The organism is Verrucosispora sp. WMMD1129 (assembly GCF_029581255.1).
GTDB classification, from domain to species: Bacteria; Actinomycetota; Actinomycetes; order Mycobacteriales; family Micromonosporaceae; genus Micromonospora; species Micromonospora sediminimaris.
Genome location: NZ_CP120741.1, coordinates 5,001,516 through 5,022,138, shown reverse-complemented (window position 1 = coordinate 5,022,138; position 20,623 = coordinate 5,001,516). Strand labels below are relative to the sequence as shown.

Here is a 20,623-nt window from a genome sequence, read left to right as displayed (position 1 = left end):
CCGTTGGACACCACCCCTACCCCGATCGCTCCTCGCGTGCTGCGCGTGGAGGAAGCCGCCCGAGCGCTCGGCATCGGCCGCTCGCTCGTCTATGACCTAATCCGTTCCGGCCGGCTGCGCTCCTTCAAGGTCGGTAGCCGCCGCCTCATCCCTGCCGCCGCCATCGACGAAACGATTGCCACGCTCACGGAAGAAGCCGCCTGATGCCCAAACAGCCGAAGTCCCGCCAGTCCGCCGCCCGCCGAAACCCGAACGGGGAGGGTTCCATCTATCAGCGGTCAAGTGACGGCCGCTGGGTCGGGCAGGCGTATGTCCTCACCACCGACGGCACCCGTAAACGCAAGTTCGTCTACGGCGTGACCTGGGAGGAGGCTCACGCCAAGCTCGTCGAGCTGAAATCTCGTTCGCAGCGCGGCATACCCGTACCCGATCGGGCCTGGAAGCTCGCTGACTACCTGCCGTACTGGCTGGGGGCCTACGTCACCGATCTCAAGCCGACCACCGCTCGGGGCTATGAGAGCGCCGTCCGGCTGCACCTGATCCCCGCGCTCGGCACCAAACGCCTCGACACGTTGCAGGTGCAGCACGTCAAGGCGTTCATGGATGAGTTCCGCCGTAAGTGCCTCTGCTGTACGGCTGGGCTCGACGCCACCCGCCGGCCTGACCGGCAGTGCTGCTCGGTTGGCAAGTGCTGCCAGCACTACCCCAGCGCGCGACAGATCCAGTACGTACACGCGGTGCTGCGCAACGCGCTGCAACATGCCATGCGGGAGGAGTTGGTGTCCCGCAACGTCGCCAAGCTCGTTCGCGTCCCCTCGCCGCGCTACAAGGTCGGCAAGGGCCTTTCGGTCGACAAGGTACGCAAGCTCATCGCCGCTACGGAAGGGCACCGCCTGCACGCGCTCTACGTGGTGGCAGCAACCCTCGGGCTTCGGCGCGGTGAGCTGCTCGGGCTGCGCTGGTCAGATCTCGATCTCGACAACGGCACCGTTGCCATCGATCAGACCGTTCAGCGGGCCGGCGGGAAGTTGCACCTGCAAGACACCAAGACCGAGGAATCGGACGGCATCCTTCCCCTGCCTGACTGGACCTGGGTTGCGCTGCTCGACCATCAGAAGCGCCAGCAGCAGGAACGGGAGCGGCTAGCCGAGGTCTGGCAGGATCACGGCCTGGTCTTCCCCTCCGAGGTCGGCACGCCGATCGAGCCGCGCAACCTCAATCGCCACTTCGCGGCACTGCGGGTGAAGGCCGGCTGTCCCGATGTGCGGCTGCATGACCTGCGGCACACGGTCGTGTCGCTGCTGATGGAGTTGGGCGTAGCGCCCCACGTCGTCCAGGCCATCGCCCGCCACGCGGACGTGAAGCTGACTCTGAAGATCTATTCGCACGCCAACCTTGACGCCATGCGCCAGGCGCTCGGCAAGCTCGACGGCCGGCTGTCGTGACCGCCGTTGCTGTCACCGTAGCTGTCACGGCCCGGGGAATTGATCTCCGGGCCGTCGTCGGTGCTGGTGGTGCGTGGTGGGCGCGGCAGGTTTCGAACCTGCGACCCCTCGCTTGTAAGGCGAGTGCTCTCCCGCTGAGCTACGCGCCCGGACGCCGTACGGCGGGCCGGCGGTTGGCAAGCTTACCCTGCCACCCGCCGGCCCCGGCGGACGCCTCGCGACCGGCGGCCGGGTCAGGCTGCGGCCTCCGCCAGGGCCTTGCGCCAACCCTGCTGGTCGCGGGCCTCACCGGGCATGTTCATCTCGGCGAAGCGGACCACGCCGGACCGGTCGATGACGAAGGTGCCCCGGTTGGCGATGCCGGCGGCCTCGTTGAAGACGCCGTACGCCTGAGCGACGGCGCCGTGCGGCCAGAAGTCGGACAGCAGCGGGAATTGGTAGCCCTCCCGTTCCGCCCAGATCTTGTGGGCGTACACCGAATCGACGCTGACGGTCAGCACCTGGACCTCGTCGTTGACGTACTCGTCGAGGTTGTCCCGCACCTCGGTCAGCTCACCCTGGCAGACCCCGGTGAACGCCAGCGGGTAGAAGACCAGCAGGACGGTGCGCCGGCCCCGGAAGTCGGAGAGCCGGACCTGCTGGTTGTTCTGGTCCTTCAACTCGAAGTCGGGCGCCTCGACGCCAACCTCGACAGGCATGCGAACTCCTCGGATCGGTTCGGGACGGCCTCGGTCACTCGCCGTGGGTGGGGTTACTTCTTGCCCTTGGCGCCGCGACGTAGCACGAGTCGGGCACCGCTCCAGTCCTTGCCGGCGTTGACCGTGGAAGTCTGCTGAAGACCAGCGGTGGGTGCCGACTCGGCGATCTCACTCGGTTCGACGTGGCCGTCGCGGCCGGCCTTGGGCGTCAGCAGCCACACGACCCCGTTGTCGGCCAGTGGGCCGAGGGCGTCGACGAGCAGCTCGAAGAGATCACCGTCGCCGTCCCGGTACCAGACCAGCACCGCGTCGACCACCTCGTCGGTGTCCTCGTCTACCAGATCTCCACAACGGTCGGTCAGGGCGTCTCGGAGATCGGAGTCGACGTCGTCGTCGTAGCCCATCTCCATGACGACCATCCCCGGCTCGATGCCGAACCGGTCCGCCAGGCTGCGTACCCCGTCAGCAGCCTGACCAGCGGTCGCGCTCACTGTCGCGTGCCTCCTCATCTCGTCCGAGCCGGCGTCTGCTCGACGCCGTCAGGCAAAGTCCACACAGTTGTGCCCTCCTGCGCAAGTGGCGCACCGGGTGGAACGAAATTTACCGTGCCAGCAGCGTACGGGCACCCTGGGTGATGGCCTCCTCGGACACCAGGACCTGTCGGGCGGCCGGACCCAGCGGCACAAAAGAGTCAACTGCGGCCACCCGGCGTGCCGCGCCGACATATCCGGCGTCCACCAGCGCGGCGATCACCCCCTCACCGACCCCACCGGACCGGCGTGTCTCGTCCACCACCAGCACCCGGCCGGTCGCGGCGGCCTCCCGGATGAGGTCGGCCACCGGCAGTGGCGCAAGCCAGCGCAGGTCCACGACCCGGGTGCCGATCCCCTCGTCGGCCAGCGCCGACGCCGCCCGCAACGACATTCGTACGCCGTTACCGAAGGTGATGATGGTTACGTCCTCGGCCGAACCGACTCCGTACACGCGGGCCCGTCCCACCGGCACGTGGCCGCCGGCCCAGGCGCCGGGATCGGCGTAATCGGCCAGCCACTCACCATCACCGTCGGCGTAGAGGTCGCGGGTGTGGTAGAGCGCGATCGGCTCCAGGAACACGCAGACGCTGCCGTCCACCGTCGCGCTCGCCAGGCAGGTCCGCAGCATCGCCGCCGCGTCGTCCGGCCGTGCCGGCACGGCGATCACCAGGCCCGGCACGTCCCGCAGTACGGCCACCGAGTTGTCGTTGTGGAAGTGCCCGCCGAAGCCCTCCTGGTACGCCAGCCCGGCCACCCGCACCACCATCGGATTGCGCAGTGCTCCCTGCGAGAAGAAGCGCATCGTCGCCGCCTCGCCGCGCAGCTGGTCCTCGGCGTTGTGCAGGTACGCCAGGTACTGGATCTCCGGCACCGGCAGCATTCCGGCCAACCCCGCGCCGAGGCCGAGGCCGAGGATCGAGGTCTCGTCGAGCAGCGTGTCGAACACCCGGGCGACACCGAACCGGTCACGCAGTCCCTTGGTCACCCCGTAGACCCCGCCCTTGGCGGCGACGTCCTCACCGAAGACCGCCATCTGCGGATGGCTGAGCAGCCCGTCGGTGAGCGCCGCGTTGATGCTCTGCGCGAGGGTGAGCGGCCCGGCCAGTTCCGGCGGCTTGCCGCCGAACGCCTCGGCCCGGGTCACGGCGTCAGGCCCGGCGGCGCGGGCGCCCGCGTCGGCGACCGCCAGGGCGACCCGCACCGGGCGGCGCGGTGCCAGCGGAGCGATCACCTCGGCGGCGTCGGCCAGCTTCGGCTCGTCGAGCACCTCCTCGGCGATCCGGCGGACCTGCCAGCCGATCTCGTCGTAGCGGTCCAGCAGTTCCGGGCCGTCGGCCAGGCCCGCTTCGACAAGCCGCCGGGCAGTGGCGACCACCGGATCGCGGGCCACGTCGGCGGTGATCTCCGAGGCGGGGCGGTACGCGCTCTCGGCGTCCGCACCGGCATGGCCCATCAGCCGGACCGTGGTCAGGTGCAGCACGGCCGGGCGGCGGTGCCGGCGTACCCAGGCCGCCGCCTCGACCGCCACCTCGTAGGTGCCGACCAGGTCGGCACCGTCGGCGGCGAAGTACCGGATGCCGGGCTTGGACCGCAGGGCTGTCGCCACCCATCCCTGCGGCGACCGGACACTGATGCCCAGCCCGTTGTCCTCGCAGACGAAGAGCACCGGGATGCGCAGGCCGGTGTGGTCGTACCAGCCGGCGGTGTTGAATGCGGCCGTGGCGCTGGCGTGGTTGATCGAGGCGTCCCCGAACGAACAGACCACGATGGCGTCGGCTGCCCAGGGCGTCGGTTCGGGTTCCAGGCCGGCTCGGTTGGCTTCGCCTCGGGCGTCCAGCCGACGCAGCCGCTCCACGGCAAGACCCATCCCGACCGCGCGGGGCAGGTGCGAGGCTACGGTCGAGGTCGTCGGGACCACCGCGAGGTCGGCGCGGCCGAACACCTTGTGCCGGCCACCGGCGATCGGCTCCTGGCTGGAGGCCACCATGCCGCGCAGGACGTCCCGGGCAGCGTCGGCGTACGCCCGGGGCAACGGCCGCTTGACCCCCGTCATCCGGATCCCGTCGGGCCCGACGTCGTCGCCCGGCCCGGGAGCCGGCACGGTCACGGTGGCCGGTCGGGAGTGGGCCAGTGGCACGGCCGCCGGTTGGTCCCCGACGGCGGCCGCCTGCCCCTCCGGGTTCACGCCGGAGTCGGCGGCCCGGGTCAGGTCGGCAGCGTCACCGTCACTCCGGTCGATCGCCGCCGCGTCGGGCGAACCCACGCCGCCGTGCGAACCCGCGCCGTCGGACGAGCCCGCGCCGTCGGGCGAACCCGCGCCGCTCGGCGAGTCGGTTCCGTCCGTGGCCGGACCGCCGGCCGGCTCGCCCGGGGCGGCCCCCTGTTCGCTGCTCTCCGGCAGATCCGGAACGGGCGACGCGCCGGACCGACCGGAAGGGCCGGCCTCGCTGGTATGGCCGGCCTCGGTGGTACGGCCGGCCTGCGCAGCGTCCGTCGGCTGGCTGGCCCGGGCCGCCGGAGCAGTCTCGGCGGCCGGCTCACCCAACCGCACGGCCGGCGCGGACGGCGATGCAGCCGGCGCGGACGGCGATGCAGCCGGCGCGGACGGCGATGCAGCCGGCGGAGCGGTCTCAGCGGCCGGCTCACCCGACGGCACAGCCGGCGCGGACGGGTCCGCCTGGGCGGCGCGGACGCAGTAGAAGGCGCCGGAGCGGTAGTGCAACAGGGCCGGGTCCGTGGGCCGCAGCGCCGCCGCCACCGCGGCGTTGCCCTCGTGACCGGCGGAGCCGATGGTGTAGTAGCCCTCGCCGAAGCTACGCAGCCAGCGGCCGGCCAGGTCGAGTTGCCGGCTGGTGACCTGGGCGTCGAAAAGGTCCAGCAGTTGGGCACCGGTCAGTGCGCTGCCCTCGGCCACCGGCCGTGCCGGGTCGCTCCGGTGCGACGGCGCGGCGAGGGCGGCCAGGGACTCCCGGAACCGGTCGTCGAGATCCTGCGGGGTGGTCACGTCCGACAGCATTACCGACCGGGGCACGCCTCGCACAGTCGAGTGCCTCTCACACCGGCCCGGTCTGGACGCAGTCCTCCGGGCAGCCGCCGTCGGAAACCTTCCACACCAGATCACGCAGTGTGGCGAGTTCCTCGTTGTCGAGCCGGGTCAGCAGCCGGGAGTCGGAGAGCACGAGATGGACCCGCTCGCGCATCCGCCGGCCGGCATCGGTCACCACCAACGTCTTCTGCCGCCGGTCTGTCGGGTCGACCCGGCGCTCGACCAGCCCGGCCTGCTCCAGCTTGTCGACCAGCGCGGTGACGTTGGACCGGTCGCAGCGCAGCTGGTCGGCGAGCTCGCGGGCGGGCAGCGGACGGTCCGGGTCGAGCTGGTACAGGGCGCGGGCCACGGCCGGAGTCAGGCCCAGCGTGGCGATGTCGAGATCCTGGTGGTGCCGCAGGGCGGCGGCGACGTGCATGATCCGGCGTACCGCGTCACCGGCCAGCCGGGCGCGGTCGGCCGGTTCCGGGCCGACCGGGGCGATGATCGGCCGTGACATGGTCACATCCTAGGGCGGCGGCCTGCGACCTCGTCTGACTGACGGCGTCGGGCAACCGAGAGGTTCGTCGGGTCAGTTCCGCTCGGCCCTGTTCGGGCGATAGCGGCGGACGAGCACGCGCCCTGGGCCAGCGACCTGAAGCTCGACTACGCCGATCCGACCTCACGCACCGTCGGCAGCGAGTTGGTCTGCTCCTCGATCACCTCGGGTCGCGACGGGGCGCAGCTCACCGCCGACTTCGACGTGGCGGGGGCGGGCGAACCGGACGGACGGGGTGAGCGAGGACGGAATCAGCCGGACAGGAAGGAGAAGCGGACCTGCCGGGTGGGATTGTCGCCGTTGGTGTCGACCAGGCAGATCGACTGCCAGGTGCCCAGGGCCAGCCGCCCATCGAGCACGGGCAGCGTCGCGTACGGGGCGACGAAGGCGGGCAGCACGTGATCGCGGCCGTGCCCCGGCGAGCCGTGCCGGTGCCGCCAGCGCCCGTCCGTGGGCAGCACGGCATCCAGCGCGGTCAGCAGGTCGTCGTCCGATCCTGCCCCGGTCTCGATGATGGCCACGCCGGCGGTGGCGTGTGGCACGAAGACGTGCAACAGGCCGTCGCCCGAGCCGGCGACGAACTGTTCGGCCTCGGCCGTGATGTCCCGGACGGTCGGCCGGGACCCGGTCCGGACGGTGATCAGCTCACTGCGCACACCCGCATTCTCCCCCACCCGGCGACGGCCCACCGGTACCCACCGGTGCGCCCGCCGCGAACGCCACCGACCGGCAAAGTTACTGGTGGGTACCTGTGTCGAGCGTCGCCCTTCGGCCGGGTGGACGTGACGCCGAGTGCCACGACGGGGCAGGATGGCGCTAGAGACCTATCCCACACACAACCGAGGGAACGCCTGTGGCTACGGAACGCAAGCGCCCGGTGATCACGGCCGGCCTGCCGAGCCAGCTTCCGGACATCGACCCCGAAGAAACCAGCGAGTGGGTCGAGTCGCTCGACGGTGTCATCGACGACCGTGGCACCAAGCGAGCCCGCTACGTGATGCTGCGGCTGCTGGAGCGCGCCCGGGAGCGTCAGGTCGGCGTGCCGTCGCTGACCACCACCGACTACATCAACACCATTCCGCCGGAGCGCGAACCGTGGTTCCCCGGTGACGAGCACGTCGAGCGCCGGATTCGGGCGTACGTGCGGTGGAACGCGGCGATGCTGGTGCACCGCGCGCAGCGGCCGGAGATCGGCGTCGGTGGCCACATCTCGACCTACGCCAGCTCGGCGTCGCTCTACGAGGTCGGCTTCAACCACTTCTTCCGGGGCAAGGACCACCCGGGTGGCGGCGACCACATCTTCTACCAGGGGCACGCCTCCCCCGGCATGTACGCGCGGGCGTACCTGGAGGGCCGGCTCAGCGAGAACCAGCTCGACGGCTTCCGGCAGGAGCTGTCCCACCCCGGCGGCGGTCTCCCCTCGTACCCGCACCCCCGGCTGATGCCGGACTTCTGGGAGTTCCCCACGGTCTCCATGGGTCTGGGCGGCCTGAACGCCATCTACCAGGCCCGGTTCAACCGTTACCTGCAGCACCGGGGCATCAAGGACACCTCCGACCAGCACGTCTGGGCCTTCCTCGGCGACGGCGAGATGGACGAGCCGGAGACGCTTGGCGCGATCGGGGTGGCCGCCCGCGAGGAGCTGGACAACCTCACCTTCGTGATCAACTGCAACCTCCAGCGCCTGGACGGGCCGGTGCGCGGCAACGGCAAGGTCATGCAGGAGCTGGAGGCGTTCTTCCGGGGTGCCGGCTGGAACGTCATCAAGGTGGTCTGGGGGCGGGAGTGGGATCCGCTGCTCGCCGCCGACACCGACGGCGCGCTGGTCAACCTGATGAACACCACGCCCGACGGTGACTACCAGACCTACAAGGCGGAGTCCGGGGCGTACGTGCGGGAGCACTTCTTCGGCCGTGACCCGCGCTCCCGCAAGATGGTCGAGGGGCTTACCGACGACGAGATCTGGAATCTCAAGCGGGGCGGGCACGACTACCGCAAGCTCTACGCGGCCTACAAGGCGGCGACCGAGCACACCGGCCAGCCGACAGTGATCCTGGCCAAGACGATCAAGGGCTGGACGCTCGGCTCGCACTTCGAGGGCCGCAACGCCACGCACCAGATGAAGAAGCTGACGCTGGAGGACCTGAAGACCTTCCGCGACCGGCTCTACCTCGACATCCCGGACTCGGCGCTGGAGGAGAACCCGTACCTGCCGCCGTACCTGCGGCCGGACGACAAGTCCGACGAGATGCAGTACCTGCACGAGCGGCGCAAGCAGCTCGGCGGTTACCTGCCGACCCGGCGGACCAGCGCCAAGCAGCTGGCCATCCCCGCCGCGGAGCGCTTCGCCGACGTCAAGCGCGGTTCGGGCAAGCAGAAGGTGGCCACCACGATGGCCTTCGTCCGGTTGCTCAAGGACCTGATGAAGGACAAGGAGTTCGGCAAGCGTTGGGTGCCGATCATCCCCGACGAGGCGCGCACCTTCGGTCTGGACTCCATCTTCCCGACCGCCAAGATCTACTCGCCGCACGGCCAGCGGTACACCTCGGTCGACCGGGAGCTGTTCCTGTCGTACAAGGAGTCGACCGCCGGGCAGATCCTGCACGAGGGGATCAACGAGGCCGGCTCGGTGGCCTCGTTCACCGCGGCTGGCACGTCGTACGCCACCCACGACGAGCCGATGATCCCGATGTACATCTTCTACTCGATGTTCGGGTTCCAGCGCACCGGCGACGGCTTCTGGGCGGCCGCGGACCAGATGACCCGGGGCTTCGTGCTCGGCGCCACCGCCGGACGCACCACGCTCAACGGTGAGGGCCTCCAGCACGAGGACGGGCATTCCCTGCTGCTGGCCGCCACCAACCCGGCGGTGGTCGCGTACGACCCGGCGTTCGCGTTCGAGATCGCGCACATCATGGAGAGCGGCCTGCACCGGATGTACGGCGCGGAGCCGGAGAACGTCTTCTACTACCTCACCGTCTACAACGAGCCGATCCACCAGCCGGCGGAGCCCGACGGCGTGGACGTCGAGGGCATCGTCAAGGGCATCCACCGCTACTCCCCCGCGCCGTCGCTGGACGGGGACGCCCCCCGGGCGAACCTGCTGGCCTCCGGAACCGGTATGCAGTGGGCGCTCAAGGCGCAGCAGCTGCTGGCGCAGGACTGGGGGGTGGCCGCCGACGTCTGGTCGGTCACCTCGTGGACGGAGCTGCGCCGCGACGCGGTGGAGTGCGAGGAGTACAACCTCCTGCACCCGGGCGCCGAGCAGCGGGTGCCGTACATCCAGCGCAAGCTGGCCGACGCCGACGGCCCGAAGGTCGCGGTCAGCGACTGGATGCGCGCGGTGCCGGACCTGATCTCCCGCTGGGTACCGGGCGACTGGACCTCGCTGGGCACCGACGGCTTCGGGCTCTCCGACACCCGGCACGCGCTGCGGCGGCACTTCCACGTCGACGCCGAGTCGGTGGCGGTCGCGACGCTGCGGCAGCTCGCGCTGCGTGGGGCGGTGCCGGCCCACGTGCCGGCCGAGGCGGCCAAGAAGTACGCCATCGACGACGTGAACGCCGCTCCGGTCGGCGAAACCGGCGGCGACAGCTGACAGTTCCATCCCGAAGGGCCCGGCGCGGTGTGACACCGCGCCGGGCCCTTTCGCGTGCGGTGCCCGCGCCGTGGCTCGGTGGGGCCCACCGGGCCAGTCCGCAGGTATGACCCTTCCGGTATCGACGAGCATCTTTTTCGTGTAACACAACGCATCCACAATTGCCGATAGGTGTTTCAGCTTGCCCCAGGGACACCAGGCCGGCCGGTGAACTCACCCCGTCGCGCCCGTCCACCGCCGGCCGGGACGTCACCGCCGCATTGGCGCGCGACGGGAGGGAGTGCACATGCGACCTGTTCGGATCGGTCTGGCCCTGGCCGTCGGCGCCCTGGTGGTGTCGATGCTCCCGGCGAGTTCGCCCTCGGTGGCCCACGACCCGGCCACCCCGGCCGGGCGTGCGTCGGCGCAGGAGTTCATGGCCCAGCGCGAACCCACTCAGCAACTCGTCGCGGCCGCCGCCGCGACCTGCACCAACGGCCAGGCGGCGGGCTATCCCTGCCGCAATGTGGACCTGCTGTCGTTCATGCCGCTGTCCAGCATCGGCGGCAGCCAGGCCAACGACATCTGGGGCTGGACCGACCCGCAGACCGGCAAGGAGTACGCCCTGGTCGGTCGCCGCAACGGCACCTCGTTCGTGGACGTGTCCAACCCGACCGCCCCGGTCTACCTGGGCAACCTGCCCGCGTACCAGAACCGCACCGCGATCTGGCGGGACATCAAGGTCTACCGGGACCACGCGTACGTGGTGGCGGACGTCTCCGGGCACGGCATGCAGGTGTTCGACCTGACCCGGTTGCGTGGCGTCACCACGCCGCAGACCTGGACGGCCAACACGCACTACAGCCGGTTCGGCAACTCGCACAACATCGCCATCAACGAGCAGACCGGGTACGCGTACGCGGTCGGCACGAACACCTGTAGCGGCGGCCTGCACATGGTCGACATCCGCACCCCGAAGTCGCCGGTGTACGCCGGCTGTGTCAGCAACGACGGTTACACCCACGACACCCAGTGCGTGGTCTACCGCGGTCCGGACACCACCTACACCGGGCGGGAGATCTGCGTCAGCTCCAACGAGGACACGGTGACCGTGGTCGACGTGACCACCAAGTCGGCTCCTCGGCAGCTGTCCCGCATCGGCTACAGCGGGCGGGCGTACACCCACCAGGGCTGGTTCACCGACAACCAGCGTTACTTCCTGCTCGACGACGAGTTGGACGAGACCCGGCGCGGGGTGCGGACCCAGACCTACATCTGGGACCTGGCCGACCTCGACGCGCCCCGGCACATCGGCACCTACAGCGCCCCGTCCGGGGTCCAGGCCACCGATCACAACCAGTACGTCAAGGGCAGCTACAGCTACCAGGCCAACTACCGGGCCGGGTTGCGCATCCTGGACCTGCGTAACGTGGCCAGCGGGCAGGCCACCGAGGCCGGGTACTTCGACATCTACCCGTCGAGCAACAGCGCCTCGATGAACGGGGCGTGGAGCACCTACCCGTACTACCCGAGCGGCATCGTGGTGGTCAGCGGCATCGAGCAGGGGCTGTTCGTACTCCAGCCGCGCTTGTCATGACCGCCACCGACCATCGGCCGGGCACGGCCGCCGGCCAGGTCGAGGGGGCGTCCCAGCCGGGGCGCCCCCGCCCCGACCCGGTGCCGCCGGGCGGCACCGCGTGGCGGTACGCCGCCGCCACGCTTGTGCTCGGCCTGACCCTGACCGTCGGCTTCTTCGCCGGTCGCGCGGGTGCGCCGACCTCCGGTCCGACACCGCAGGCGGCGTCCACCGCGCACCTCGGTCACGGCCCGGGCGGGCTGGAGGTGTCCCGCGACGGCTGGACCCTGGCCCTGGACACCCCGAGCCTGACCGCCGGCCGGCCGGGTGAACTGGCCTTCCGGATCACCGACGCGGCCGGCGCGGCGCTCACCACCTTCCAGGAGAACCATGAGCGCCGGATGCACCTGATCCTGGTCGGTCGGGATCTCTCCGGCTATCAGCACGTGCACCCGGAGATGTCGGCCGACGGCACCTGGCGGGTCACTGTCACACCTACCGCGCCCGGCCCGCTCCGGGCCATCGCGGACTTCTGGCCGCAAGGGGCACCGGCGGGCGTCACGCTCGGCATCGACGTGCCGGTTCCCGGCCGGTACGCCTCAGGTCCGCTGGCTCCGCCCGAGGAGACGATCCTGGTGGACGGCTACACGGTCACCCTCGACGGTGGGCTGCGGGCGGGCGAGTCCAACCAGGTGCTCGTGTGGCTGGGGCACGACGGGCAGCCAGTCAATGACCTGCAACGGCATCTGGGCGCGTACGGGCACCTGGTGGCGTTGCGCCAGGGCGATCTGGCGTACCTGCACGTGCATCCGGCGGCGGCCAGCCAGCCCAGCTCGGTGGTGGCGTTCGGCGTCACCGTGCCGTCGGCCGGCACCTACCGGCTGTTCTTCGAGTTCCGGCACCTCGACGAGGTACGCGTCGCCGCCTTCACCGTGGTCGTGTGACCTGTCGCGCCGGGTACCGACGAGCGGTGGCGGCCCGGGTGCCCCTGGAGGGGACACCGGGGCCGCCACCTTCGCGGGTGACGCCGGGACGCGGCCCGTCAGCCGACGGCGGCCAGATCGGTCAGCCGGGCCAGCGAGTCCTCCAGGTCGGCGCCGACCCGACGCAGGCCGAGCCGAAGCAGGGCGGCCTTGACCGGGCCGGCCGGCCAGCGAACGACGATGAGCCGCACGACCGTGCCGCCCTCCTGTTCGTCGGGTGTGAGCTGGACGTATATCTCGGTGCGCGCCTCCGCTCGGGCACCGGCGCCCTTGGCGCGTTCGCGCCAGCCGATCAGGGTCGGCTCCTGATAGGCGATCACCTCGGCCTCATGCGCGGCGCCGCGTCCGGCCTGGACCAGCTGCCGCCGACCGAAGCCCTCCCCCGAGAGGACCTCGGCCGCACGGACCCCGGCCAGCCAGGCCGGCAACTGCTCGGCCCGCTGCACCACGTCCCAGACCGCTTCCACCGGCGCCGCCACGTGCGCGCTGCGTTCCACGAGGATCATTTCCGTCTTCCTCCAGTGAGGACATCCCACAATATTCGGCACTCTATGCGCAAAAACGGATGTATATGGACGGGTTCGTAAAAGACACGCCGAAAGGTATTGCTCTCGGCCGCTCGGGAGCCTATGGCGCACCGCCTCGCCGCCCCCTAGAGTTCCGAGCACGTTTCGCGTTCGAGCGACCGGGAGGGCGTATGTCGACCGCACCGATGCCCGAGTTCCCCACCGGCTTCCGCTGGGGCGTCTCCACCTCCGCGTACCAGATCGAAGGCGCCGCCGACACCGACGGACGGGGACCGTCCATCTGGGACACCTTCGCCCACACCCCCGGCCGGATCATCGACGGCAGCAGTGGCGACGTGGCCTGCGACCACTACCACCGGTACGCCGAGGACGTCGCCCTGATGGCCGGGCTGGGGGTGAGCGCGTACCGCTTCTCGATCGCCTGGCCCCGGGTGCTGCCCAGCGGCACCGGCCAGGTCAACCCCGCGGGGCTGGACTTCTACGAGCGGCTGGTCGACGAGCTGCTCGCGCACGGCATCGATCCGGTCGCCACTCTCTTCCACTGGGACCTGCCCCAGCCGTTGGAGGACGCCGGGGGCTGGCTGAACCGGGACACCGCGCACCGCTTCGCCGAGTACGCGGACGTGGTGGCCACGCGCCTCGGCGACCGGGTCCGGCTCTGGATCACCCTCAACGAACCCTTTATCCACATGAGCCTCGGGCACGCCACCGGCGTCCACGCCCCCGGCCGGATGCTGCTCTTCGACGCCTTCCCGGTCGCCCATCACCAGCTGCTCGGTCACGGGCTCGCGGTCGCCGCGTTGCGTGCCCGCAGCACCAGCCCGGTGGCCATCGCCAACAACTACTCGCCGGTGCGCGTCGTCGGGGGCAGCCAGGCCGACGCCGCCGCAGGGGCGGCCTACGACGCCCTGCACAACCAGCTCTTCACCGACCCGCTGCTCGGTCGCGGGTACCCGGCGGAACTGAACTTCGACACCGCTGCGGTCCGCGACGGCGACCTGGACGTGATCGCCGCGCCGATCGACGTGCTCGGCGTCAACTACTACAACCCCACCGCGGTACGCGCCCCGGAGGAGGGATCGCCGCTGCCCTTCGAGCTGGTGCCGCTCACCGGATACCCGCGTACCGCCTTCGACTGGCCGGTGGTCCCGGAGGGGCTGCGTGAGCTGCTCGGCTGGCTGCGTGACCGCTACGGCAGGGCGCTGCCGCCGATCCAGGTCACCGAGAGTGGCTGCGCCTACGACGACGCGCCCGACGCCGACGGACAGGTGCCCGACCCGGACCGGATCGCCTACCTGGACGGTCACCTGCGGGCCGTCCGCGCCGCCATCGACGACGGGGTCGACGTGACCGGCTACTTCGTCTGGTCGCTGCTGGACAACTGGGAGTGGGCCGAGGGCTTCACCAAGCGATTCGGCCTGGTGCACGTGGACTTCCGCACCGGGCAGCGCACGCCCAAGTCCTCGTACGCCTGGCTGCGCGAGGTCATCGCGACCGCCCGGCGGGCACCTCGGTGACCACCGTCGACCCCACGCCGGCCTCGCTGCCGGCCGCGCTCGCCGAGCCGACCGTGCCGGTCCGGCGCGGATGGATCGCGTTGCTGTTCGCCGCCAACCTCGGCGTCTGGATGGCCTTCTTCACCCCGATCCAGGTGCTGCTACCGCAGCAGATCGGGCAGATCGCACCGACGGAGAAGGAGACCATGCTGGCCGTGGTCACCGGCTTCGGCGCCCTCGCGGCGGTGCTCGCCAACCCGCTCGCCGGCGCCCTGTCGGACCGCACCTGCCTGCGCCTGGGCCGGTGGGAGTTCGGCCGTCGGCACGTCTGGACCCTCGGCGGGGCGGTGCTCGGCGCGCTGGCGCTGGCCTTGCTGGCTCAGGCCCGCACCGTGCTCGGGGTGACCGTCGGCTGGGTGGCCGCCCAGGTCTGCTTCAACGCGATGCTGGCCAGCCTGACCGCCGCGGTGCCGGACCGGGTTCCGGTCGCCCAGCGGGGCGGCGTCTCCGGCTGGGTCGGCATCCCGCAGGCGCTGGGGCTGGTCCTCGGCGTCGTGCTGGTCACCGTCCTGGTCACCGGCAACACCGCCGGCTACCTGGCCGTCGCCGCCGCCGTCCTGCTGCTCGCCCTGCCGTTCGCCCTGCGCACCACCGACGATCCGCTACCCCGCACGCACCGGCCGGCGCTGCGCGGCCTGCTCGCCGGGATGTGGGTCTCACCGCGCCGGCACCCGGACTTCGGCTGGGCGTGGATCACCCGGTTCCTGGTCCAGCTCGGCAACGCCTTCGGCACGCTCTACCTGCTCTACTTCCTCACCGACGAGGTCCGGGTCGCCGACCCCGAGGGCGGGTTGCTGGTGCTGATCCTGCTCTACACCGCCGGTCTGATGGCCACCACCGTCATCGCCGGTCGGCTCTCGGACCGCTCCGGCCGGCGGAAGGTCTTCGTGATCGCCGCGGGCGTGGTGATGGCCGCGGCGGCGCTGCTGTTGGCCGCCGCGGCCACCTGGCCGGTGGCGGTGATCGCCGCGCTGGTCCTCGGCGCCGGCTACGGCGTGTACCTGTCGGTGGACGCCGCGCTGATCACCCAGGTGCTGCCGAGGGCCACCGACCGGGCCAAGGATCTCGGCGTGATCAACATTGCCAACTCCGCGCCCCAGGTGCTCGGTCCGGCCGTCTCCGCCCCGATCGTGGTGCACCTGGGCGGATATCCGGCGCTCTACGCGACCACCGCCGCGGTGACCCTGCTCGGTAGCGTCCTGGTCCTGAAGATCCGCTCGGTGCCCTGAGGCGTACCCCTTGGCCGAGTGCGGTCGCATGTCGCCGTAGGCTGGAGGTCGTGACGGTACGTGTGCGCTTCGCCCCTTCCCCGACCGGTATGTTCCACGTCGGCGGTGCCCGCTCAGCACTTCAGAACTGGATCTACGCCAGGCAGCAGGGCGGGGTGTTCGTGCTGCGCATCGAGGACACCGACGCGGCCCGCAACAAGCCGGAGTGGACCGAGGGCATCCTCTCCGCGCTGGACTGGATCGGTATCGAGCGGGGCAGCTACGAGGGGCCCTACTTCCAGTCCTCGTACGCCGGTGAGCACCGGGCCGCCGCGCGGCGGCTGTACGAGGCGGGCCGAGCGTACTACTGCGACTGCACCCGGGAGGCGGTGCAGGCCCGCACCGGCAACCAGTACACCGGTTACGACGGCTACTGCCGCGACCGGGCGCTGCCCCCCGGTGATGGCCGGGCGCTGCGCTTCCGCACCCCAGACGAGGGTGCCACGATGGTGACCGACCTGATCCGGGGCGAGCCGACCTTCGAGAACAAGCTCATCGAGGACTTCGTCATCGCCCGGGGGGACGGCTCGCCGGTCTTCCTGCTGGCCAACGTGGTGGACGACATGACCATGGGGATCACGCATGTGATCCGAGCCGAGGAACACCTGCCGAACACCCCGAAACAGCAGTTGCTCTGGGACGCGCTCGGGGTGAAGCCGCCGATCTGGGCGCACGTGCCGGTGGTGGTCAACGAGAAGCGGCAGAAGCTCTCCAAGCGCCGCGACAAGGTCGCCCTGGAGGCGTACCGCGACGAGGGGTACCTCGCCGAGGCCATGCGCAACTATCTGATGCTGCTCGGCTGGGCGCCCTCCGGAGACCGGGAGATCGTGCCCTGGTCGGTCATCGAGGACGAGTTCCGGCTGGCGGAGGTCAACCCGTCCCCCGCGTTCTTCGACGAGAAGAAGCTGCGCGCGTTCAACGGCGAGTACATCCGGGCGCTGCCCGTGGCCGAGTTCATCGAGGCGTGCCAGCCCTGGCTGACCGGCACCGGCACCATCGCGCCGCCGCCCTGGCAGCCGGCCGAGTTCGACGCGGCCGTGTTCGCGGCGGTCGCCCCGTTGGCGCAGACCCGGATCGCGGTGCTCAGCGAGATCGTGCCGAACGTCGACTTCTTCTTCGTCGACTCCCCGCTGATCGACGAAGCGGCCTGGACGAAGGCGATGAAGGAGGGGTCGGCGGATTTGCTCGACGCCGCCATCGCCGCCTTCGAGGCTGTCGACTCGTGGGACGCGGAGACGCTCAAGACAACGCTGGAGGCGGTCGGCGCGGAGCGCGGCCTCAAGCTCGGCAAGGCCCAGGCACCGGTACGCGTCGCGGTCACCGGCCGGACCGTCGGCTTGCCGCTGTTCGAGTCGTTGGAGGTGCTCGGGCGCGAGCGCGCGCTGACCCGGATGCGCGCGGCCCGGGTCCGCCTGGTCTGACTGCACCGGCCCTGGCCGAGCGGCCGGGCTGTCAGCGTTCAGCCACGGCGGGCGGCGCGGCGGCGGATCAGCCGGGCAGTGGCCAGGACGGCCAGCAACAGCAGCACCGCGACGGCCGCCCACCACCATCCGCCGCCGGAGGACTCGTCCGACATGGGCATGGGCGTGGCTGCCTCAGGAGTGACAGGTGCCGGAGTACTCGCGGCCGTACCGGTCGCCGTCGGATCGGCGGCGGTCGGTTCCGGGGTCGGGTCGGCGGGCGTGCCGGTGGTCAGCGTGAACCGCACCTCGCCGGTGATCGGGTGACCGTCGCCGGACACCAGCCGGTAGCCGACGACGTACAGCCCCGCCGCGCCGGGAGTGAACGGCACGCTGACCCGGTTGCCGGAGAAACGCGGCTCTCCACCGGCCGCGTCGACATTGTCCGGCCCGGTGACCGTGACCTTCGTCGTGTCCTCGTCGAGCCGGGCCAGAAAGCGCAGCTCGACGCGCTCCGGCGCCTCGGCCACCCGGGCACCGTCGCGAGGGCTGCTGCCGGTCAACTGGTTGTGTGCGGCAGCCGGCACCGCCGGCATCAGCAACGACACGCCGAACGCCACGCCGAACACCGCTGCCCCGAAACGCGTCAGACGCGCTATCCTGCCCCCCATCATGGCCTCCGCAAAGGTAAAATCCGCCCGCTGCTTCGCGGCTGGTCGTTGGTCGGGTCGCAATCGCAGATAGTTCCAATTAGTGTTCCATCAGCTGCAACCGATCGGCGTTCCGCGGAGTCTTTGAGTGGGTACCTGTCCTGTGGGCACGGTCACCACCGTCGGCCTTCCAACGTGTGTGACCTCTGCAGCACGGCCACCCATCGAACGGGGCGAGGAGGCGGCATGGTCCGACGGATGAGGCGACTGGCCGGGGCGACGGCGGGTGCGATGGCGGCGTTGCTCCTGTCACTCACCTCTGCCGAGGTGGCTGGGGCGGCGCCGAAGACGCCACCGGCTGGCGTGGACATCACCGGGCACGGGCTGGCCGAGCCGTTGCGCCTGCGCGCCGACACCCACCCCACGCATGTCGTCGCCGTCATCGAGCAGGTCAATCACAAGGGCCTGGTCCGCCAGTCCGGCGGTCCGAAGAAGGACGACCTCGGTCCGAAGTACACGGTCCTGGTGCTGGCCGGTGACGCTCCGAAGCAGACCTACGACCTCTACCCGAAGGCGGTCGGCGGGCCGCGCGTCTACCGCCCGGCGAAGCAGCCCGACCGCAAGGTCAGCGCGGCCTGGTACCTCGGACGGGTCAGCATGTCCGAGACGCTGCGCACCGCCGGTGTGCCGCTGGAACGGACCTACGAGGCGGTCAGCGGGGGTGCCGGCGGTGGTGAACGCATCATCCCGGAGGACGCGCTCAACCCCGCGCAGGACATCAACGAGGCGTTCAGCGAGTTGCGCCGCCTGCTCCTGCTGAACGTCGCGGTGGTGCTGGTGATCACCCTCGGGCTCGCCGGGATCGCGCTACTGATCCGCCGCCGTACCCACTGACGCCATCTCCGGCGCTCGATCGTCCGGCCCGCGCACGCCCCGCAGCAGCCTGGCTGGCTGGGCTGTACCGCCGCTCAGCACCAACGACCCGGCGGGCGTTCCCGCCGCAGGCTGCGTTGGGCCGGGCGGACCGGACCGTGCCGGTGCGCCCCGGCCCAGCCGGGCAGGTCACTGCGGCACCCGCTGGCCGTCGGGTCGGTCTGCCCGGCCGTGGACGGCTCGACGGTGCGCTGACGGGGCACCGGTGGCTCGCCGCCGCGCTGCCGGGCGGACGCGGGATCGTCCTCAGGGCGCTCCGCCATCCGACCGGCGCCCGGCTCGACCGGATGCGCCAGACCGGGCGGCCTGCGGTGGGGCTTGGCGAGGGCCGGCTGCTCGTGCGGGCCCGGTCGGCACGGCTCCCCCTGGGCACAGCCGTGGTCGGCCTCCCCGTACGCCATCGGCGTCTCCTCACGCTCGCCCTCACCCGCCGGCGCCCACCCGACGTGCCCTGTCACCGTACTGGCCGGTTCTGACCCGCCGCGCAGCGCGTACCGGTTCGGCCGTCGGCGGCACCGGTGTCGACGCCTGCCGTCAAGGTCCAGGTCAGCGCATGTCAGGCTAGGCGGGTGAGCGAGTCGGGCAGCACGGACCTGTCAGCCACGCTGCGCCGGATCGAGCGGGCGGCCGGCGCGCTGGCCACCGCGAGCGTGGTCCGGATGGACGAGACCCTGCCCTGGTTCCGGGAACTGCCGGCCGACCAGCGCTCCTGGGTGATGCTGGTGGCCCAGGCCGGCGCCCGCTCCCTGGTCCAGTGGTTGCGCTCCGGCGGCGGGGCCGCCGAGGGCACCCAGGAGGTTTCCGACGAGGTGTTCGCCACCGCGCCGCAGGCCCTGGCCCGCTCGATCACCCTCCAGCAGACCGTCGCCCTGATCAAGGTGACCATCGACGTGGTGGAGGAGCAGGTCAGCGACCTCGCCGCCCCCGGTGAGGAGCCGCAGCTGCGGGAGGCGGTGCTGCGGTACTCCCGGGAGATCGCCTTCGCCGCCGCCCGGGTCTACGCCCGGGCCGCCGAATCGCGCGGTTCCTGGGATGCCCGGTTGCAGGCCCTGCTGGTGGACGCGCTGCTGCGCGGCGACTCACCGGACGTGCTGGCCAGCCGCGCCGCCGCGCTCGGCTGGACGGACGCGCCACCGGTGGCGGTGGCGGTCGGCCCCTCCCCCGGCGGCGAGGTCGCCGCGGTCCTGCACACCGTCTACCGACAGGCCCGACGGATCGGGGTCGAGGTGATCGGCGGCGTGCACGGCGACCGCCTGGTGATCGTGCTCGGCGGGGCGGCCGACCCGGTCGCGGCGACCGGCAAGCTGCTCACCGCCTTCGGCGAGGGACCGGTGGTGGTCGGTCCGGCGGTGCCGAGCCTGGACGAGGCGACCGAGTCGGCCCGGGCGGCGTTGGCCGGTTACCGGGCCGCCCCGGCGTGGCCGGCGGCACCACGTCCGGTGCACGCCGGTGACCTGCTGCCCGAGCGGGCCCTGGCGGGCGACGCCGAGGCCCGTCGGCGGCTGCGCCATGACGTGTACGCGGTGCTGGTCCGCGCGGGCGGTGAGCTGCTGCAGACGTTGGACGCCTTCTTCGCCGCCGGTGGCACGCTGGAGAGCGCCGCCCGGGCGCTGTACGTGCACCCGAACACGGTGCGTTACCGGCTGCGGCGGATCTCCGAGGTGACCGGCTTCAGCCCCCTGGCGCCCCGGGACGCCTTCGCGCTGCGGGTCGCGCTGACGGTCGGCCGGCTGGATCCGGTGGTACCTACCCAGACATTGGCCCCACCAGTCAGTAAAAGATCACAGCATGGTGATGACCAGCGTCAGTCTTTGTAGGATCCCTCCAACTGACCTAGTGCGGTTTGGTGCCAGCCGGCACAGCGCAACCCATGGGTATCCAGGAGAGTCATAG

The 20,623-nt window shown here is 71.2% G+C and carries 18 protein-coding genes, 1 tRNA gene and 1 pseudogene; 11 read left to right on the top strand and 9 right to left on the bottom strand.

The window, feature by feature from the left end; genetic code table 11:
* Positions 1-3 precede the first annotated feature (3 nt).
* Both O7624_RS23460 and O7624_RS23455 read left to right on the top strand, forming a co-directional pair.
* Positions 4-204, top strand: coding sequence for a helix-turn-helix domain-containing protein (locus O7624_RS23460; RefSeq protein WP_282237281.1), 201 nt, complete (start codon positions 4-6; stop codon positions 202-204).
* Positions 204-1,445, top strand: a complete 1,242-nt coding sequence (locus tag O7624_RS23455; RefSeq protein WP_282237280.1) for a site-specific integrase — start codon at positions 204-206, stop codon at positions 1,443-1,445. The genes O7624_RS23460 and O7624_RS23455 overlap by 1 nt, the downstream gene beginning before the upstream one ends.
* Positions 1,446-1,519: 74 nt before the next feature.
* Here O7624_RS23455 and O7624_RS23450 read toward each other — a convergent pair.
* The 5 genes from O7624_RS23450 to O7624_RS23430 all read right to left on the bottom strand — a co-directional run bounded on the left by O7624_RS23450 (position 1,520) and on the right by O7624_RS23430 (position 6,221).
* Positions 1,520-1,594: transfer RNA gene (locus O7624_RS23450), tRNA-Val, on the bottom strand.
* A gap of 84 nt (positions 1,595-1,678) precedes the next feature.
* Entirely contained in the window at positions 1,679-2,143 is a 465-nt protein-coding gene (locus tag O7624_RS23445) for a peroxiredoxin (RefSeq protein WP_282237279.1), read from the bottom strand.
* A gap of 53 nt (positions 2,144-2,196) precedes the next feature.
* Positions 2,197-2,634 carry a DUF3052 domain-containing protein gene (locus O7624_RS23440; protein WP_093401300.1) on the bottom strand — a complete coding sequence of 146 codons (438 nt, stop codon included), beginning with the start codon at positions 2,632-2,634 and terminating at the stop codon, positions 2,197-2,199.
* Positions 2,635-2,743: 109 nt separating this feature from the next.
* On the bottom strand, positions 2,744-5,692 hold the full coding sequence (locus O7624_RS23435) for a thiamine pyrophosphate-dependent enzyme (RefSeq protein ID WP_282240733.1): 2,949 nt from the start codon (positions 5,690-5,692) through the stop codon (positions 2,744-2,746).
* 37 nt (positions 5,693-5,729) lie between these two features.
* A complete protein-coding gene (locus O7624_RS23430; RefSeq protein WP_282237278.1) occupies positions 5,730-6,221 on the bottom strand; it encodes a MarR family winged helix-turn-helix transcriptional regulator in 492 nt (163 codons plus the stop codon).
* 99 nt (positions 6,222-6,320) lie between these two features.
* Between O7624_RS23430 and O7624_RS23425 the strand changes: the two are divergent.
* A pseudogene (locus O7624_RS23425) lies at positions 6,321-6,440 on the top strand (alkaline phosphatase D family protein); the annotation flags it as partial.
* 71 nt (positions 6,441-6,511) lie between these two features.
* Here the strand turns inward: O7624_RS23425 and O7624_RS23420 are convergent.
* A complete protein-coding gene (locus O7624_RS23420) occupies positions 6,512-6,916 on the bottom strand; it encodes a secondary thiamine-phosphate synthase enzyme YjbQ (protein ID WP_093401303.1) in 405 nt (134 codons plus the stop codon).
* 197 nt (positions 6,917-7,113) lie between these two features.
* On the opposite strand from O7624_RS23420, the gene aceE reads away from it, so the two are divergent.
* The 3 genes from aceE (at position 7,114) to O7624_RS23405 (ending at position 12,357) form a co-directional block, all read left to right on the top strand.
* Positions 7,114-9,858: a pyruvate dehydrogenase (acetyl-transferring), homodimeric type gene (gene aceE, locus O7624_RS23415; RefSeq protein WP_348774961.1), complete on the top strand. Its 2,745-nt coding sequence runs from the start codon at positions 7,114-7,116 to the stop codon at positions 9,856-9,858.
* 286 nt (positions 9,859-10,144) lie between these two features.
* Positions 10,145-11,434, top strand: a complete 1,290-nt coding sequence (locus tag O7624_RS23410; protein WP_093401305.1) for a choice-of-anchor B family protein — start codon at positions 10,145-10,147, stop codon at positions 11,432-11,434.
* Positions 11,431-12,357, top strand: a complete 927-nt coding sequence (locus O7624_RS23405) for a hypothetical protein (RefSeq protein WP_282237277.1) — start codon at positions 11,431-11,433, stop codon at positions 12,355-12,357. The genes O7624_RS23410 and O7624_RS23405 overlap by 4 nt, the downstream gene beginning before the upstream one ends.
* A gap of 98 nt (positions 12,358-12,455) precedes the next feature.
* Here O7624_RS23405 and O7624_RS23400 read toward each other — a convergent pair whose 3' ends face one another.
* Positions 12,456-12,902, bottom strand: a complete 447-nt coding sequence (locus O7624_RS23400) for an SRPBCC family protein (RefSeq protein WP_093401307.1) — start codon at positions 12,900-12,902, stop codon at positions 12,456-12,458.
* A gap of 191 nt (positions 12,903-13,093) precedes the next feature.
* On the opposite strand from O7624_RS23400, the gene O7624_RS23395 reads away from it, so the two are divergent.
* From O7624_RS23395 to gltX, 3 genes are read left to right on the top strand one after another with little or no spacing between them, the layout of a single operon-like run.
* Positions 13,094-14,440, top strand: coding sequence for a GH1 family beta-glucosidase (locus tag O7624_RS23395; RefSeq protein ID WP_282237276.1), 1,347 nt, complete (start codon positions 13,094-13,096; stop codon positions 14,438-14,440).
* Positions 14,437-15,708, top strand: a complete 1,272-nt coding sequence (locus tag O7624_RS23390; RefSeq protein WP_282237275.1) for an MFS transporter — start codon at positions 14,437-14,439, stop codon at positions 15,706-15,708. Before O7624_RS23395 ends, O7624_RS23390 begins: the two co-directional genes overlap by 4 nt.
* Positions 15,709-15,758: 50 nt before the next feature.
* Positions 15,759-17,168 carry a glutamate--tRNA ligase gene (gene gltX / locus O7624_RS23385; protein ID WP_282237274.1) on the top strand — a complete coding sequence of 470 codons (1,410 nt, stop codon included), beginning with the start codon at positions 15,759-15,761 and terminating at the stop codon, positions 17,166-17,168.
* 38 nt (positions 17,169-17,206) lie between these two features.
* Here gltX and O7624_RS23380 read toward each other — a convergent pair whose 3' ends face one another.
* Positions 17,207-17,767 (bottom strand): copper resistance CopC family protein, encoded by a 561-nt coding sequence (locus tag O7624_RS23380; protein ID WP_282237273.1) that lies wholly within the window; start codon positions 17,765-17,767, stop codon positions 17,207-17,209.
* Between the two features lie 276 nt (positions 17,768-18,043).
* Between O7624_RS23380 and O7624_RS23375 the strand changes: the two genes are divergently transcribed.
* Positions 18,044-18,691, top strand: a complete 648-nt coding sequence (locus O7624_RS23375; RefSeq protein WP_282237272.1) for a hypothetical protein — start codon at positions 18,044-18,046, stop codon at positions 18,689-18,691.
* A gap of 74 nt (positions 18,692-18,765) precedes the next feature.
* Here the strand turns inward: O7624_RS23375 and O7624_RS23370 are convergent, their stop codons facing one another.
* A complete protein-coding gene (locus O7624_RS23370; protein ID WP_093401312.1) occupies positions 18,766-19,131 on the bottom strand; it encodes a hypothetical protein in 366 nt (121 codons plus the stop codon).
* 117 nt (positions 19,132-19,248) lie between these two features.
* Between O7624_RS23370 and O7624_RS23365 the strand changes: the two genes are divergently transcribed.
* Positions 19,249-20,547: a helix-turn-helix domain-containing protein gene (locus O7624_RS23365; RefSeq protein ID WP_282237271.1), complete on the top strand. Its 1,299-nt coding sequence runs from the start codon at positions 19,249-19,251 to the stop codon at positions 20,545-20,547.
* Positions 20,548-20,623: the final 76 nt, after the last annotated feature.

Excerpts from the sequence above, each read along its gene's own strand:
- O7624_RS23400 (WP_093401307.1), bottom strand. The coding sequence starts at position 12,902 with ATGATCCTCGTGGAACGCAGCGCGCACGTGGCGGCGCCGGTGGAAGCG.
- O7624_RS23445 (WP_282237279.1), bottom strand. The coding sequence starts at position 2,143 with ATGCCTGTCGAGGTTGGCGTCGAGGCGCCCGACTTCGAGTTGAAGGAC.
- O7624_RS23430 (WP_282237278.1), bottom strand. The coding sequence starts at position 6,221 with ATGTCACGGCCGATCATCGCCCCGGTCGGCCCGGAACCGGCCGACCGC.
- O7624_RS23455 (WP_282237280.1), top strand. The coding sequence starts at position 204 with ATGCCCAAACAGCCGAAGTCCCGCCAGTCCGCCGCCCGCCGAAACCCG.
- O7624_RS23370 (WP_093401312.1), bottom strand. The coding sequence starts at position 19,131 with ATGGCGTACGGGGAGGCCGACCACGGCTGTGCCCAGGGGGAGCCGTGC.
- O7624_RS23375 (WP_282237272.1), top strand. The coding sequence starts at position 18,044 with ATGGTCCGACGGATGAGGCGACTGGCCGGGGCGACGGCGGGTGCGATG.
- O7624_RS23395 (WP_282237276.1), top strand. The coding sequence starts at position 13,094 with ATGTCGACCGCACCGATGCCCGAGTTCCCCACCGGCTTCCGCTGGGGC.
- O7624_RS23435 (WP_282240733.1), bottom strand. The coding sequence starts at position 5,692 with ATGCTGTCGGACGTGACCACCCCGCAGGATCTCGACGACCGGTTCCGG.
- O7624_RS23410 (WP_093401305.1), top strand. The coding sequence starts at position 10,145 with ATGCGACCTGTTCGGATCGGTCTGGCCCTGGCCGTCGGCGCCCTGGTG.
- O7624_RS23405 (WP_282237277.1), top strand. The coding sequence starts at position 11,431 with ATGACCGCCACCGACCATCGGCCGGGCACGGCCGCCGGCCAGGTCGAG.